Origin of the sequence: Geobacillus thermodenitrificans subsp. thermodenitrificans DSM 465 (assembly GCF_000496575.1) — a bacterium.
Lineage (GTDB): Bacteria > Bacillota > Bacilli > Bacillales > Anoxybacillaceae > Geobacillus > Geobacillus thermodenitrificans.
In genome coordinates, this window is the sequence record NZ_AYKT01000030.1 from 1 (window position 1) to 13,279 (window position 13,279).

Here is a 13,279-nt window from a genome sequence, read left to right on the forward strand (position 1 = left end):
CTTGTGTTTTGTTTAGTTTTCAAGGAACTTTATAATTGGTGTTGCACACTTTTATTATTATACTCACCATTCATTTCGCTGTCAATATGTTTTTTATTTTTATCAGCGACGTTTATTAATATACTTGATATCTATGTAAAAGTCAATAGTTTTTAACAAAAAAAATGAAAAGGCATTTTGGCTAGACGATGCCTTCTCAATTCTATTTTAGCTAAACGGATCCTTACAAAATATATTGGTCGATTACAATTAATGCCGCAGCCCCTGGGATGCCAAGAAATCCACAAACGAGTGAGGTGATAAAGTTAATCGGAATATGAATGCTAAAATGTCCGCCAATGGCATTGATGACAAACAGCGCTAGTGCGCCTACGATCAGACGGATGGCGGCATAGCCGAAAAAGCGAAGCGCCTTAAAACGAGCACCGACGATAAGGAGCACGGTAATGAGCGCTAGTAGTACGCTAATGACAACTTTTGGTTCCAATGGTTGAACCCCCTTTTTGTACGCTTGTACTACAAACGTATGAAACACGGGAGAAAAAAGAACAAAAAAATAAGGAAGTTAACGCACTTCCTTCAATGTGACGCGGCGATGCTTCGCTTCCCGGAGGAGAAAAAAATATTTTGCCTCCGCAAGTTGCAGCGCGCTTAGCACCTCCAGCGATGGGTCAACACTTTTTTCGATAAGTTGTTTTTGTTCGAACCACTCGGTTCTTGCTTTTTGTAGCTCAGCGATTAGCTTTTCATCAAATTGTCTCTTTAGTTTCCCCTTCCGCCGCCATAACAAACCGATCCCCACCTTCTTTCTCTCTACAGCTCGCGGCGTCCTTCCAACGCTTTTGATAACGTCACTTCGTCCGCATATTCCAAATCACCACCAACTGGCAACCCATGGGCGATGCGGGTAACTTTGATCCCTGTTGGTTTTAACAGACGCGATAAATACATGGCCGTCGCCTCCCCTTCAATGTTTGGGTCGGTCGCTAAAATCACTTCTTGGATCGTTTCGTCCTGCAATCTCGCTAGCAGTTCCGCAATTTTAATGTCTTCCGGTCCGATCCCTTCCATCGGGGAGATGGCTCCATGCAACACATGATATAGACCGTTATATTCCTTCATCTTCTCCATAGCGATGACATCTTTTGGGTCTTGGACGACGCAAATCATCGTCCGATCGCGCCGTTCATCTTTGCAGATGTAACAAGGGTCTGTATCTGTAATATGTCCGCAAATCGTACAATAATGAATATGACGCTTCACATCGACCAGCGCTTTGGCAAACTCGAGCACGGTATCTTCTTTCATTGCCAGCACATGGAACGCAAGACGGGCGGCCGTTTTTGGACCAATCCCGGGCAGTTTCATAAAACTGTCAATTAACTTCGATATTGGCTCTGGATAATGCATGGTTTCCCCCTAGAACAGTCCTGGAATGTTTAGCCCTTTGGTAAACTGCCCCATCATGTCGTTAGCTAGTTCATCCACTTTTTTTAGTGCATCGTTTGTTGCCGCTAAAATTAAATCTTGTAACATTTCAATATCATCAGGGTCTACCACTTCTTCTTTAATTTTGACCTCCAAAATTTGTTTATGGCCATTGGCAACGACTGTCACCATACCTCCCCCAGCCGTCCCTTCTACTGTTTTTTCCGCTAACTCTTCTTGTGCCTTTTGCATTTCTTTTTGCATTTTCTGCATTTGCTTTAACATTTTTTGCATATTTCCCATTCCGCCACGCATCATTTTGGAATCCTCCTTCAATCGTTTATTCTTTAATTTCGATCAGTTCTTCACCAAACAACCGTTTCGCCTCGGCAATCAACGGTTCTTCCTCACTTTTTTCTGCTTTAGCCTCTTTGTTACGGATAAAATCTTCCCTTATTTTTCCCCATTCTTCTTCCGGAATGGCGACCATTTCAAATCGCCGATTCGTCATTTCGAACAAAATCGCTTCAACATTTTCTTTCACTGAGCTCCCCGGATCCGTCGCCATTTTGCAGTGGATTTCATACTTAAACTTTAACACAAATGCCGAGGCGCTTGCTGCAACCGGCTCGCTCTCTTGAAGCAAGGCGGCGTGCGACACTTTATGCTGCCGTTTCAACGTATCAAGTACGTCCGCCCAGCGGCCTTTAATTAAGGCTAAATCTTCGTGCGTCGCTTGCTTCAACAGTTCATGAATGCGGCCAACTGGCGCTTTATATCCCCCGGTTTTCGCCACTTTCGTCGTTTTTTTCGCCGGAGCGGCGGCCGATGGGGAAGCGGACGGTTGTTCCTTCAGACGGCGCAGTTCGGCTTCTAACGTCTCAATCCGCTTCACTAACGGCTCCAGCTCGGAAGCAGATAACGACGGCGCGGCAGCCGGCTGATGGCAAAGCCTAACGAGCGCCACTTCCAAAAGGAGACGTGGGTGGTTCGTCCATTTCATCTCTTGCTGACTTTTGTTCAACAGCTCAATCGCTCCGTATAAATTAGAAAGAGGAATCGTTTCCGAAAGCGAGGTAAACGCCTCATCGACGACTGCAATTTGAATGGCTCCTTCCACATGAGGGGCGGTTTTGTAGAGCAGCAAGTCGCGACAATATAAAATTAAATCTTCCACCAAACGATTGGGGTCTTTCCCCTGAGCCATCATTGTTTCGAACTGCTGCAGAACCGCAGCTGTATCTTTGCGGTAGATGGCTCCAATGAAGTCGGCTAATGCAGCAAATGACGCCGCCCCCGTCATCGACAGCACATCGTCGACCTCAAGCTTCCCATTGCTAAACGAAATCGCTTGATCAAGTAAACTGAGCGCATCGCGCATCCCCCCATCGGCGGCACGGGCAATGGCTGACAGCGCCTCATCAGATGCTTCCACACCTTGGGCATTCGCTACGTATTTCAGCCGGGAAACGATGGCCGATAGCGGAATGCGGCGAAAGTCGAACCGTTGACAACGGGAAATAATTGTTGCCGGAATTTTATGCGGCTCGGTCGTGGCCAAAATGAAAATGACGTGTTTCGGCGGCTCTTCTAACGTTTTCAGCAGTGCGTTAAACGCGCCGATCGATAGCATGTGTACTTCATCAATAATGTACACTTTATAGCGGACCGAAGTCGGTGCAAACTTTACTTTCTCGCGGATGTCGCGGATTTCATCGACACGGTTGTTGGAAGCGGCGTCAATTTCCAACACATCGGGAACCGTTCCGTTCGTAATGCCGAGACAAACGGGACATTCATTGCACGGCTCGGCCGCCGGAGCATGTTCACAATTGACCGCCTTGGCGAAAATTTTCGCCGCACTCGTTTTTCCCGTCCCACGTGGACCGGAAAATAAGTAAGCATGCGATATTTTATGTTGAAGCAGGGCGCTTTGCAATGTTTTCGTTACGTGTTCTTGGCCGACCATGTCGGCAAAACGCTGCGGCCGGAAAACACGGTATAACGCTTGGTATGCCACGGGAAACGGCCCTCCTCTTCCTCTCATCCTATTTATTATATAACTTCTCGTTTCAATTTAAAATAATAAAAAACCCACTCATTACGAGTGGGTTTTGTTTCACCTATGTAAGGCCGTGCACCTTCTGTCGATTAGCTGCCCCGAGCGTTGCTCAAGTAGTTAGCTCAGCCCAGGCACCCCCGCGGCACATGGGAGCATCCGCTTACTGCTGCTTCCTTCCGGACCTGACAGGGTTCACGGAATCCCATTGCGCGGGACCCAGACGTCAACACCACTTGCTTGAGACAGACCTCACAACAGACTAACCTCGAGAAGGGATTCAGCCTCGCTAGAGCGGATTGCGAGTACAGGGCACCGCTACCTCCCCGCTTAGCACGGCACTATCAGTATATCTCGTTTGTGGAAAAAATGCAATGTAAATAGGCGGATTTTTAGTTGGAACTTCCACCAACATTTTTCTTTCGTTCACGCAATCGGCGAAAAAAATCGCTTAGCAACGATCCACACTCGCTAGCCAACACTCCGCTAGTGACGTCGGCTTGATGGTTAAAACGGCTCTCTTGCAACAAATTCATCAACGTCCCGGCGCATCCCCCTTTTGGGTCACTGGCACCAAACACAACCCGCTCAATGCGAGAAAGGACGATGGCCCCCGCGCACATGGCGCATGGTTCAAGCGTCACATACAACGTCGCTCGTTCGAGCCGCCATGAACCAGTTGCCTGGCACGCTTCATCAATCGCTAAAATTTCCGCATGGGCAATGGCACGCTGCTCCGTTTCCCGCAAATTATGGGCGCGGGCGATGACGCGTCCGTCTTGAACGATGACGGCACCAATCGGCACTTCACCGATTTGCTCGGCTTTCTTTGCTTCTTCAATCGCTAACCTCATGTAATACTCATCGTTGTTCATCATATACCCCTTCGTGCAAACGGTCATTTCTCTTCTCTTTCCATCATAAAATATGGAGAATAAAGACGCAACTAGGAGGTCAAGTATGCAAATCCATGTCATACAGAGCGGACAAACGTTGAGCGGGATCGCTGAGGCATACGGAACGACCGTTGAGGAAATTGTCCGGGCCAACAAACTTCCAAATCCTGATGAACTTGTTGTCGGCCAGACGCTCGTGATCCCGATCGTCGGCCGTTTTTATTGGGTGCAACGCGGCGACAGTTTATGGTCGATTGCACGCCGATTTTCACTTCCGATGCAACGTCTCGCAGAGGTGAACCGCCTCTCCTTAAACGCCCCCCTGCGGGTCGGCCAGCGGCTTTACATCCCACCCGGCGCTAAGCGGAGGGCAGAGTTTAACGCATATATCGAACCGCGTGGAACGACCGTCAGCCCGGCACTGGAAGCAAGCGCCCGTGAGGCCGCTCCGTATTTGACCTATTTAAGCCCCTTTTATTTTTCCATCCGGCGCGACGCGACACTGCAAGGACCGCCGCTTGATGATTTTCCTGCCATCGCCCGCGCCAACCGCGTCACGCTTGTCATGGTTGTCGCCAACATTGAAAACGGACAGTTCAGCGATGAGCTCGGTGCACTCATCTTAACCAATGAAACGCTGCAAAACCGCTTGCTTGACAACATTGTCGCGACCGCGAGGCAATACGGTTTCCGCGACATTCATTTCGATTTTGAATATTTGCGCCCGGAAGACCGCGAGGCATACAACGCCTTTTTACGCAAGGCGAAACGCCGATTTGAACGAGAAGGATGGTTGATATCGACCGCTTTGGCGCCGAAAACGAGTGCAACTCAGCGCGGGCGTTGGTACGAGGCGCACGACTACCGCGCCCACGGTCAAATTGTCGATTTTGTCGTCATTATGACGTACGAATGGGGCTACAGCGGTGGACCGCCGATGCCTGTTTCTCCGATCGGACCGGTTCGACGCGTTCTCGAGTACGCCCTTTCGGAAATGCCGGCAGGAAAAATTTTAATGGGACAAAACTTGTATGGCTATGACTGGACGTTGCCGTATGTACCGGGTGGCCCGTACGCACGAGCCATTAGCCCGCAACAAGCCATCGCTCTCGCCGCAAAGTATAACGTTGCTATCGAATACGATGTCGAGGCGCAGGCGCCGCATTTCCGCTACCGGGATGAGAATGGCCGTGAACATGAAGTATGGTTTGAAGATGCCCGTTCCATCCAAGCGAAATTTAATTTAGTTAAGGAACTTGGTTTGCGTGGAGTAAGTTACTGGAAGCTTGGTCTTGACTTCCCGCAAAATTGGCTGCTGATCAACGATCAATTCACGGTGGTGAAAAAATAAAAACACCAAGGCCAAAACAATAAAAAAACCCGCCTTCGATCGGCGGGTTTTTTTATGGCTGGAAACGGCACCCTTGGTCAGCCGTTTCGGCTAGCAATCTCCTCTTATGCGCGTCAGTATTGTTCGTTATCGCCGTGGCTGAGAACAAGAAATTGGCATCCGCCATCCCTTTATCCTCGTTGCCAACGTCATTCAATATAACATGGTTACCGGGAAAAGTCAACCAACGATTTATCTAGGAAAACGTGCCTTTTGTTTAGCGAATGACATCCCGATTCCCCATATATGGACGGAGCGCTTCCGGGATGACGACCGATCCGTCTTCTTGTTGGTAGTTTTCCAAAATGGCAGCAACCGTGCGGCCGATGGCTAGCCCCGAACCGTTTAGCGTATGCACATATTCTGGCTTTGCTTTCGGCTCGCGACGGAAGCGGATATTAGCTCGGCGCGCCTGGAACGCCTCAAAGTTGCTGCACGACGAAATTTCCCGATACGTTCCATAGCTTGGCAGCCACACCTCAATATCATACGTCTTCGCCGCTGAAAATCCCAGATCCCCTGTACACAAGGCTACGACGCGATACGGAAGTCCGAGCCGTTGCAGGATCGTTTCGGCTTGGTGCGTCAATTTTTCCAACTCGTCATATGAATCCTCCGGCTTGACGAACTTGACGAGCTCCACTTTATTGAATTGGTGCTGGCGGATGAGCCCCCGCGTGTCACGGCCAGCCGAGCCAGCTTCGGCGCGGAAGCACGCGCTGTAAGCCGCATAGTAAAGCGGCAAGTCATCAGCCGTTAAAATTTCATCGCGATGCAAATTCGTCACAGGCACTTCCGCTGTTGGAATGAGAAAATAGTCTTCATTGTCCAAGTGGAACGCGTCTTCCGCAAATTTTGGCAATTGCCCTGTTCCGATCATGCTCGCCCGGTTCACTAAGTATGGCGGCAACACCTCTTGATAGCCAAATTCATCGAGATGGATGTCGAGCATAAAGTTGATTAATGCCCGCTCAAGACGAGCCCCTAGTCCTTTGTAAAACACAAACCGACTTCCTGCCACTTTGGCAGCCCGCTCAAAATCGAGCAAACCGAGTTGGTCAGCAATGTCCCAATGTGGCTTCGGTTCGAACGAGAACGAACGCGGTTCCCCCCATCTTCGCACTTCGACATTATCTTCTTCCGACTGACCGACTGGCACTGACTCATGCGGTACATTCGGAATCGATAACAGAAGGCTGTCGAGCTCTTCTTCAAGTTGGCGAATTTGCTCGTCCATTTGTTTAATGCGGTCGCCGACTTCGCGCATTTCGACGATCAACGACTCGGCGTCCTTTTTTTCACGCTTTAAGACAGCAATTTGTTGCGACACCTCATTGCGCTTGCTTTTTAACTCCTCCACCTGAGCGATCAAACGACGACGCTCTTTATCAAGCTGCTCAAACCGGTCGATGTTGGCCAAGTCGTCGCCGCGCTGCAGCAGTTTTTCTTTCACCTCTTGAAATTGGGTGCGTAGTAATTTCACATCCAGCATTCGCTTTACCTCCTTATCCACCATTTATTATACATAAAAATGCTCCCGTCCCAAAAAGGGACGGGAGCGTTCCCGCGGTGCCACCCTTATTGAAGGCCACCATGCCTTCCACTTTTATGCCGGTAACGGCGGCTGCCGAAAACGCCTACTGGCCGCTTGAGCGTTCAGCGCTTTGCTCGAGGATGGATTCACAGGCTCCTCCTACCGGTTCACACCACCCACCGGCTCTCTGAAAGGACGGACGCCTGCTACTAGTTCCTCTCATCGCTTTCCCATTGATTAAATGCTTGATACCGTTTTTGCTTCCTTCACCATATTTAAGAAATATCGCATTAACCGATGGTCATCAGTCAACTCAGGGTGGAACGAGCAACCAAGAAACTGGCCTTGTCGAGCCGCGACAATGCGGTCATTGTATGTCGCGAGGACTTCGACCTCGTCCCCGACCTCAACGATGTGCGGTGCGCGGATAAAAACGCCGACAAACCCATCGCCGACCCCTTTGATTGACAGCTCAGCTTCAAAGCTTTCCCGTTGCCGGCCGAACGAGTTTCGTTCAACCGTAATGTCCATCAAACCTAGATGTGGCTCATCGTAGCCGACGATTCGTTTCGCCAGCAAAATGAGCCCGGCGCACGTACCGAACATCGGTTTGCCGTCAGCAGCAAATTGCTTCAGCGGTTCCATAAGTCCATACCGATCGATGAGACGACGCATCGTTGTGCTTTCGCCGCCCGGCAACACGAGTCCGTCGAGTCCAGTGAGCTGCTCTGTCTTTTTCACGACAACCGCCTCGGCGCCGCACGCCTCAATGGCGCGGACATGTTCTTGCACGGCTCCTTGCAGTCCGAGTACACCTATTTTCATCGTTCCTTTGCTCCTTTGCCTAGCTTACCAGCCACGTTCTTGCATGCGGTGCTCTGGCAACAATGTCGCGACATCGATGCCGCGCATCGCACCACCCAGCCCTTTGGACAAGTGGGCGATCAGCTCATAGTCTTCGTAATGAGTTGTCGCTTCAACAATCGCACGCGCATATTTTTCTGGGTTTTCCGATTTAAAAATGCCCGACCCGACAAAGACACCGTCTGCGCCTAAGTGCATCATGAGAGCAGCGTCAGCCGGTGTCGCGACACCGCCAGCAGCGAAGTTGACGACCGGGAGGCGACCAATTCGTTTAATTTCGCGCAACACTTCGACCGGAGCCCCAAGCTGTTTCGCCTCAGCGACAAGTTCGTCTTCACTCATGCTAACAACTTTACGGATTTGCGCGTTGACCTTGCGCATATGGCGCACCGCTTCAACAATGTTGCCTGTCCCCGGCTCCCCTTTTGTCCGTAGCATTGATGCCCCTTCAGCAATGCGGCGGGCAGCCTCCCCCAAATCGCGACAACCGCATACAAACGGAACCGTAAACTGCCGTTTATCGATATGGAATTCCTCATCAGCCGGCGTCAATACTTCACTTTCATCGATATAGTCAACACCAAGCGCCTCAAGGACGCGCGCTTCCACATAATGACCGATGCGCACTTTCGCCATGACCGGGATCGACACAGCGTTCATCACTTCTTCGACCACCGTCGGGTCTGCCATGCGCGCGACACCGCCAGCAGCACGAATGTCTGCAGGGACACGCTCGAGCGCCATAACCGCGACAGCTCCTGCCGCCTCCGCAATTTTTGCTTGTTCCGCATTTACGACGTCCATAATTACGCCGCCTTTTTGCATTTCCGCCATCCCTCGTTTGACGCGATCCGTACCTGTCAATGCCACCGTTGATTCCCCCTATTCCTATCGTTATGCTTTGCCATATGCGCAAAAGGATGATTTATACTGTTTTATTTTAACTCAATTTTTACAAAAATCACAATGGAAAAAAGCTCCCCTGGCAGGGGAGTCATTTTACAGCCAACCTTTCACCGCTTTGACCGCGCTCGTCCATAAGTCGGCAAACAGCCCACCGATCGCACGCATTGAGAGCACAAACCAGTTTGCTTTTTCTACCTCGACTGTCGTAACAAGCGGCACCCGGATGTTTTTTTGCATGTCCGGGCTTAAAAAGGCGAGAGAGTCGTCTCCTTTATATTCGAGCGTCATATACCCGACTGTCTCCCCCTTTTTCAACGGAGCAGTCAGCTTTCCTTCATTTGTCATTTTTTTCTTGTCCAATACATATACCGGCTTGTACTGTTTTTCCTCGCCGTTTCTGACTAACAGCGACAGTTTTTTACCTGTCTTGACACGAACCTCTTTTTCTTTCCCTTTCGCGACTGGAAGCTTCTCTTTTCCTTTCAGCTGATATCCCTTCGGATAAAGCGTTTGGAGCGAGTATTGATTGAATCCATAGTTAAATAGCTTTTTCGTCTCCTCGAAGCGCGCCTCTTTCGTCGTTTTTCCGCTCGCATTTTTCGCGTTCATAACGACAGAAATAAGGCGGACACCGTTTCGTTTCGCCGTTCCAGTGAAGCAATTGCCGGCAAATTCAGTATAGCCAGTTTTTAATCCGTCTACCCCTTCATATCCGTACACAAGCCCTGGCAACATCCAGTTCCAGTTGTCCATTCGAATTTCATCATCCGTTCCTTCGCGGAACAGTTTCTTTGGAATGCTCGCTGTTTCCAGCACTTCTGGGTGATCTTTCAGCAGCCGGTAGGCAAGGGTCGCCATCGCCCGTGCGGACATGACGTTTTCCTCGTCTTGGCTTGTTCCTTGTGGATGGAATCCCTTTAAGTCACTGTTGCTTAACCCGGTTGAATTGACAAATTTATAGTCTTTGAGCCCAAGCTCTTTCCCCTTTTCATTCATCATTCGCACAAAATTTTTCTCTGATCCGGCAATGATTTCGGCAATCGCGACCGTTGCTGCATTCGCTGAATAAATGGCCATCGCCTCGTACAGCTCACGAACCGTATATTGCCCGTCCTTGCGCAGAGGGACGTTCGACAGCGACCGGTCTTGCGACAGCCGGTACACGTAATCGCTTGGCGTATACGTTTGATCCCATTTGACGCGCTTCGCTTTAATAGCGTCAAGGAGCAAGTATTCAGTCATCATTTTCGTCATACTGGCAATGCCAAGCACCGCATCAATATTTTTTTCGTACAAAATTCTTCCTGTTTGCGCGTCCACTAAAATAGCGGCATCGGCCCGAATATCAAGCGGCGCGCTCTCCGCTTTCACCGTTGCTTGGAACGGCCATAGCGTCAAACAAAGACAAATTGATAGTAGCCAAACAAACCAGTTTCGTTTCTTTGTCTCCACGTCGCACCCTCCTTACACAACCGTTATTGTAACATATGGACAGCCAAAAAAATAGACGGAGAACATGTCTCCGTCAAAGTTAGGTCGATTGGCGCAACCTCGCTTAAAACGCAGAGTAGTTTGGCGCCTCTTTCGTAATTTGTACATCGTGCGGATGGCTTTCACGGAGTCCTGCGCCCGTCATGCGGATAAATTGTGTTTTCTCCCGCAACTCGTCCAAGTTCCGCGTTCCGCAGTAGCCCATACCAGCACGCAGTCCGCCGACGAGCTGGTAAATCGTATCAGCGAGCGGTCCTTTGTATGGCACGCGTCCCTCGATGCCTTCCGGGACAAACTTTTTCGCTTCCTCTTGGAAATAGCGGTCCTTGCTGCCTCGCTCCATTGACGCGACCGATCCCATACCCCGGTACACTTTAAAGCGACGTCCTTGATAAATTTCCGTCTCACCTGGGCTTTCTGAGACGCCGGCGAGCAAACTACCAAGCATAACAGCATGCGCTCCAGCCGCCATCGCCTTCACGATGTCGCCGGAATATTTGATCCCGCCGTCAGCGATAATCGGAACGCCATGTTTGCGCGCCTCCGTCGCACAATCGTAAATGGCTGTAATTTGCGGCACTCCAACCCCGGCGACAACCCGTGTCGTGCAAATAGATCCCGGACCGATCCCGACTTTAATAATGTTTGCTCCCGCTTCAATTAAGTCGCGCGTCGCCTCAGCTGTCGCGACATTCCCAGCGATAATGTTCAAATCTGGGTACTGGCGACGGATATTGGCCACTGTCTCGAGGACACCTTTGGAGTGGCCGTGCGCCGTGTCGACGACAATGACGTCAACCCCTGCCTCAACGAGTTTTTTAACACGGATCATCGTGTCCGCTGTCACTCCAACAGCCGCCCCGACGACAAGCCGTCCTTTCGCGTCCTTCGCCGAGTTCGGGAACTCAATCACCTTCTCAATGTCCTTGATGGTAATTAACCCTTTTAGTATCCCGTTTTCATCAACAAGCGGCAATTTCTCGACTTTATGTTGTTGCAAAATTTTCTCCGCTTCCTCTAACGTTGTTCCAACCGGAGCTGTGATCAAATTTTCTTTCGTCATTACCTCGGAAATTTTAATCGAGTAGTCTTGAATAAAACGCAAATCGCGGTTTGTAATAATCCCAACAAGCTTTTGTTCCTCAGCGTTGTTCACGATCGGCACACCTGAGATGCGGTATTTGCCCATTAAATGCTCCGCATCGTACACTTGATGATCAGGCGTTAAGAAAAACGGATCAGTAATAACCCCTCGCTCCGACCGTTTTACTTTATCGACTTGCTCAGCTTGCTGCTCAATGGACATGTTTTTGTGGATGATACCAAGACCACCTTGACGCGCCATCGCAATCGCCATTTCGGCCTCGGTGACGGTATCCATGCCAGCGCTAATAATCGGGATGTTCAACTGCAGTGTGTCACTTAACCTCGTCGTGACATCAACATCGCGCGGCAGCACGTCAGATTTTGCCGGGATGAGAAGAACATCGTCAAACGTCAATCCTTCCTTCGCGAATTTCGCTTCCCACATGTTTTCTCCCCCTTGTCCGGAAATATTATTAGTAGCTTAACAACTGGTTAAACTACTGTCAAGGAATCAAAAAAATGTCCTACTTTTCAGTTATTTCCCTACAATTCAGCAACAAGGAGGGCAAAAATGTTCGGAAATACCAAAAGTGCATTCAACCTTTCCGTTTTCCGTTCCGCGGATACCGCGCAACACTTTTTGCAGCAATGCTACAAGCAACAGCAACGCGATGACGCAGTTCAACGCAGTTATACAAATTGTTATCCGTTTTTGTACTATTTGGAGCACGGACAAAACTTTTACGCCGCTGCCCAGCAGGCCCCGTTGTCGATCAAGCCAGTTCTTTTATTTTACGGAATGGTTCAGCTTTTAAAAGCCTGCTTGCTTACCGTTGATCCCAACTACCCGGAGTCAACATCTGTCTTAGCCCATGGGGTGTCAACGAGAAAGCGAAAAAAACAAGGCTATGAATTTTTAGATGACGAAGTAAAAGTACAAAAAAATGGTTTGTTCACTCACTTTTCTGAAAAAATGTTTCATGTGAAACAGGAAGCTGGGGAAAAGTTTCGCATGGGCACACTGTTGCAACGGATTTGTGAACTACATGAAACGTTTTTTTTCCTAGGCGGACGAAAAAAGCCATTATCTTTGCCGATTGTACATAACGTTTCACCACCGATACTGGCCATCCCAAAAACAATTTTAGATCACTATCACATGTCGTTATCCCGATTTATCCAATACATTGGAGAGGAGGGGCAAGGAAGGAAGCTTGTCTTCATCAAAGAGGACGGAGAATTTCTTTATTTTGAGACAGCAACGCCGCTATCTTCCGTGGGAGAGGGCCCATTTTTATTTCATCTTAACGGGACATACCATATCCCGACCAAGAAAGAAAAAATTTTTACACTCCCAGAGATTCACGCCCATTACTTGTTGCTCTATAACTTAAGCATGATCTCCCGTTACGAGACCGAATGGTGGAGCGAACTCCTTCACTCCTACTCCAGCAAGGCGTATATTTTTATTCTTCAATTCCTTTCCGTGTCGGCGGAAAAAGTCCCGTTATTGTTGAACGAATATTTGATGCAAAAGCTTTTGGCTAAACCAAATTAAAAACCCCTGCTGTTTGAAACAGCAGGGGTTTCTTTCGCCTAGCAGCGACCTACTCTTGCAGGGGCGC

The 13,279-nt window shown here is 49.4% G+C and carries 13 protein-coding genes, 1 other RNA gene and 1 other annotated feature; of the genes, 2 read left to right on the top strand and 12 right to left on the bottom strand.

Going from position 1 to position 13,279, the window contains the following annotated elements; all coding sequences use genetic code 11:
• Positions 1-223: 223 nt before the first annotated feature.
• The 7 genes from DSM465_RS0117060 to tadA all read right to left on the bottom strand — a co-directional run bounded on the left by DSM465_RS0117060 (position 224) and on the right by tadA (position 4,362).
• Entirely contained in the window at positions 224-487 is a 264-nt protein-coding gene (locus DSM465_RS0117060) for a pro-sigmaK processing inhibitor BofA family protein (RefSeq protein ID WP_008882097.1), read from the bottom strand.
• A 78-nt stretch (positions 488-565) separates the two neighbouring features.
• Positions 566-790, bottom strand: coding sequence for a YaaL family protein (locus DSM465_RS0117065; protein WP_008882096.1), 225 nt, complete (start codon positions 788-790; stop codon positions 566-568).
• Between the two features lie 23 nt (positions 791-813).
• A complete protein-coding gene (recR, locus tag DSM465_RS0117070; RefSeq protein ID WP_029761869.1) occupies positions 814-1,410 on the bottom strand; it encodes a recombination mediator RecR in 597 nt (198 codons plus the stop codon).
• A 9-nt stretch (positions 1,411-1,419) separates the two neighbouring features.
• Complete coding sequence (locus DSM465_RS0117075; RefSeq protein WP_374717317.1) at positions 1,420-1,743, bottom strand: YbaB/EbfC family nucleoid-associated protein; 324 nt, start codon at positions 1,741-1,743, stop codon at positions 1,420-1,422.
• Between the two features lie 25 nt (positions 1,744-1,768).
• The gene (dnaX, locus tag DSM465_RS0117080; RefSeq protein WP_029761870.1) at positions 1,769-3,448 is read right to left on the bottom strand and encodes a DNA polymerase III subunit gamma/tau; all 1,680 of its coding nucleotides are present in this window, start codon (positions 3,446-3,448) and stop codon (positions 1,769-1,771) included.
• Between the two features lie 113 nt (positions 3,449-3,561).
• An RNA gene (ffs, locus tag DSM465_RS19180) (signal recognition particle sRNA large type) lies at positions 3,562-3,826 on the bottom strand.
• 53 nt (positions 3,827-3,879) lie between these two features.
• Positions 3,880-4,362, bottom strand: a complete 483-nt coding sequence (tadA, locus tag DSM465_RS0117085) for a tRNA adenosine(34) deaminase TadA (protein WP_029761871.1) — start codon at positions 4,360-4,362, stop codon at positions 3,880-3,882.
• A gap of 85 nt (positions 4,363-4,447) precedes the next feature.
• On the opposite strand from tadA, the gene DSM465_RS0117090 reads away from it, so the two are divergent.
• A complete protein-coding gene (locus DSM465_RS0117090) occupies positions 4,448-5,734 on the top strand; it encodes a glycoside hydrolase family 18 protein (protein ID WP_008882091.1) in 1,287 nt (428 codons plus the stop codon).
• Between the two features lie 256 nt (positions 5,735-5,990).
• Here DSM465_RS0117090 and serS read toward each other — a convergent pair whose 3' ends face one another.
• The 5 genes from serS to guaB all read right to left on the bottom strand — a co-directional run bounded on the left by serS (position 5,991) and on the right by guaB (position 12,099).
• Positions 5,991-7,265 (bottom strand): serine--tRNA ligase, encoded by a 1,275-nt coding sequence (gene serS / locus DSM465_RS0117095; protein WP_029761873.1) that lies wholly within the window; start codon positions 7,263-7,265, stop codon positions 5,991-5,993.
• A gap of 53 nt (positions 7,266-7,318) precedes the next feature.
• Positions 7,319-7,539: a binding site (T-box leader), on the bottom strand.
• Positions 7,540-7,544: 5 nt separating this feature from the next.
• Entirely contained in the window at positions 7,545-8,132 is a 588-nt protein-coding gene (gene pdxT / locus DSM465_RS0117100) for a pyridoxal 5'-phosphate synthase glutaminase subunit PdxT (RefSeq protein WP_008882086.1), read from the bottom strand.
• 24 nt (positions 8,133-8,156) lie between these two features.
• Positions 8,157-9,041 carry a pyridoxal 5'-phosphate synthase lyase subunit PdxS gene (gene pdxS / locus DSM465_RS0117105; RefSeq protein ID WP_008882087.1) on the bottom strand — a complete coding sequence of 295 codons (885 nt, stop codon included), beginning with the start codon at positions 9,039-9,041 and terminating at the stop codon, positions 8,157-8,159.
• Between the two features lie 129 nt (positions 9,042-9,170).
• A complete protein-coding gene (locus DSM465_RS0117110) occupies positions 9,171-10,529 on the bottom strand; it encodes a serine hydrolase (protein ID WP_008882088.1) in 1,359 nt (452 codons plus the stop codon).
• A 103-nt stretch (positions 10,530-10,632) separates the two neighbouring features.
• Positions 10,633-12,099 (bottom strand): IMP dehydrogenase, encoded by a 1,467-nt coding sequence (guaB, locus tag DSM465_RS0117115; RefSeq protein ID WP_008882089.1) that lies wholly within the window; start codon positions 12,097-12,099, stop codon positions 10,633-10,635.
• A 126-nt stretch (positions 12,100-12,225) separates the two neighbouring features.
• Here guaB and DSM465_RS0117120 point away from each other — a divergent pair, with 126 nt between their 5' ends.
• A complete protein-coding gene (locus tag DSM465_RS0117120; protein WP_011886594.1) occupies positions 12,226-13,212 on the top strand; it encodes a YaaC family protein in 987 nt (328 codons plus the stop codon).
• Positions 13,213-13,279: the final 67 nt, after the last annotated feature.